This window comes from Actinosynnema sp. (genome assembly GCF_052038725.1).
Window position 1 is genome coordinate 1 of sequence record NZ_JBQGCX010000849.1, and the last position, 2,291, is coordinate 2,291.

Sequence of the window (2,291 nt, forward strand, 5' to 3'; positions counted from 1 at the left end):
GGCTGAGCCTGGTCGCGCCGAGCGCCACGACCCGCGCGCACTCGGCCTCCAGCGCGGCCATCCGCTCCTCGCCGCGCAGCTCGGGCGCGACGCGCACGTCCAGGTGCACCCGGTTCTTCACCACCTTGTCCTCGGGGACCCGCTGGAAGAACAGCCTCGGGGCGCGGCCCTCGGGGTCCTCGATGGCGGAGCGGGCGTCGCGCTCGGACTCCGGAACGCCGATCCGGTCCAGGAACTCGTCCCAGGCCTGGAGGGGGTCGGCGCCCTCCGGCAGGTCCACGCCGGGCGGGCCGGGGTGGACGTAGCCCAGGACCTCGCGCCAGAACGCGGAGAGGGCCTTGGGGGAGCGGCAGTCGAAGGTGATCTGGACGTGGCGGCTCATCGGTGCGCTCCGGTGTGGTGGTGGAGGTCGCGCAGCAGGCAGACCTCGGACAGGTGGTGGATCAGCTCGCGCTGGATGTGCAGGACCAGGTCGGCCATGGTGCGTTCGGGGAAGGCCGGTTCCCTCTCGCCGACCTGGGTGGCCAGCGCGGTGTCGTCCAGGGCGCGCACGCCCTCGGTCCAGCGCGCCAGCTGGGTCTCCAACTGCTCCAGCGCGGCTGCGGCCGTGCCCGCGTAGTCCCAGGTCTCGTAGGCGGCCGGGGGTGCGCCGAAGTGGGCCGCGTTGCGCATGGCGAGCACGCCGACGATGACGTGGCCGAGGCGCCAGGAGATGGTGGTGAACGGCGGTGGGACTGGTTGGGGGAAGGCGAAGTCGATGGTGAAGTCGCCCGCTCCCGCGTGGAGGGGGGCCTGGGATGCGCCGCGCGGGCGCACGCTCCAGGCGTCCGGGGTGGGGGACCAGGAGTACTCGGCGTCGGTGAGGTCGGCGAGCCTGGGCTTGAGCTGGTGCTCCCAGTGGTGCTCCCACTGGTCGCGCAGGGTCAGGTTCCAGTCGAGTGCGGACATGGCGCACACCCTGGCAGCGATCGCGGACAGGTGCTGTCCTCGTTGGACAGGGGGAAGTTCACTCGTTCGTGAGGCTGTCCGGGTAGTGGTGGGGCTACCTGCGGATTCACTAAAATCATGAAGTGTCCGGCGGGGCGGTCCGGGTGCGGCGTGTGGTCTGCCGCGATGCGGTGTGGCGTGGTCTGTGGGTGCGTGGTTGGTGCGTTGGTTCGATGACGGGGAGGTGGAGTTGGTGAAGCTGGTGGAGCGGTCGTAGGTCGTGGTGGCTACACGATCACCACGTCGAGCTGTCGGGGGCCGTGCACGCCCTCGACGCGTTCCAGCTCGATGTCGCTGGTCGCGGACGGGCCGCTGATCCAGGTCTGGGTGCGCACGCCGGTCAGTTCGGCGACCGCGTCCGGCACGCCCATGACGACCTGGGCTCGCCGGACCACGACCACGTGGTGGTCGGGGACCAGGGTCCACGCGCGTTCGGCCTGGTCGGGGGCGTCGTGGTCCAGCACGATCGTGCCCGTTTCCGCCACGGCCACCCGGCAGCAGGTCACCACCGCGTCGAACTCGCGCAGGTCCGCCAGGTCGGTGACCTCGCGTGCCGCGTCGGGCAGCCACTCCTGCGGGATGGCTGGAGCGGCCAGCACCTTGCCCGTTGTCAGGGAGGAGAGGGTCTTGGGCAGGTCTGCGGGGGACGTGAAGGTCACGGTCGCCCGGTAGTCGCGCAACCGCTCGGCGAGCAGGTCCACGTCGCCAGGGCCGCGCTCGCCCGCCCGGCGGTAGGCGCGGGGCACTGCGGTGGCCACGGGCTTGTCGCGCAGGGCCGCGCGGATTCTGGCCAGCACCTCGGTGCGGGCCGGACCCCGTGCGAGGGCCTTGTCCTGGGGGGAAGGCGAGTTTTGTGCTGGAGCCCGACCCTGTGCTGCTGGAACTCCACCCTGCGCTGAAGGTGAATTACGTGGCGGAGTTCGGCTCTGCGTCCCGGTCGAATTCCGTGCCGGGACTTGGCCTTGCGCCGAGGTCGTGTCGTTTGATCTTGACGCCGAACCCGCTTCGTCCGGCCCAGCCGCGCCTGAAGGCTGTGCTGGTCCCGCCTCACCGGTGGGGCGCCCAGAGTCGGCCGTAGCCGAAGGGTGCGCTGGTCCTGCTCCGCCGCCCGCGGGTTGCGTTGTCCTGGGCTCGCCGGAAGGCCGTGCTGCCCTGGCCTCGTCCTCAGCAGGCTGCGTCGCCCTGGGCTCGCCCGCGGGATGCGCTGGTCCGGCCCCGTCTGAGGAGCGCACTGCCCTGGGCTCGCCCGCGGGGTGCGCTAGCCCTGCCTCGTCTGAGGGGCGCACTGCCCTGGGTTCGCCCGC

3 protein-coding genes are annotated in these 2,291 nt (G+C 71.8%); all 3 read right to left on the minus strand.

Features of this window, described 5'->3' with window-relative positions; genetic code table 11:
• The coding region (locus tag ACTUAL_RS17390; protein ID WP_440901009.1) for a VOC family protein at positions 1–382 on the minus strand (382 nt) is incomplete at its 3' end.
• Complete coding sequence (locus tag ACTUAL_RS17395; RefSeq protein ID WP_440901010.1) at positions 379–948, minus strand: DinB family protein; 570 nt, start codon at positions 946–948, stop codon at positions 379–381. The genes ACTUAL_RS17390 and ACTUAL_RS17395, both read right to left, overlap by 4 nt.
• Positions 949–1,214: 266 nt before the next feature.
• Positions 1,215–1,784 (minus strand): LutC/YkgG family protein, encoded by a 570-nt coding sequence (locus tag ACTUAL_RS17400; RefSeq protein WP_096493722.1) that lies wholly within the window; start codon positions 1,782–1,784, stop codon positions 1,215–1,217.
• Positions 1,785–2,291 lie beyond the last annotated feature (507 nt).

Bases quoted from the DNA above. Each gene is read 5' to 3' on its own strand.
- ACTUAL_RS17395 (WP_440901010.1), bottom strand. From the start codon at position 948: ATGTCCGCACTCGACTGGAACCTGACCCTGCGCGACCAGTGGGAGCAC.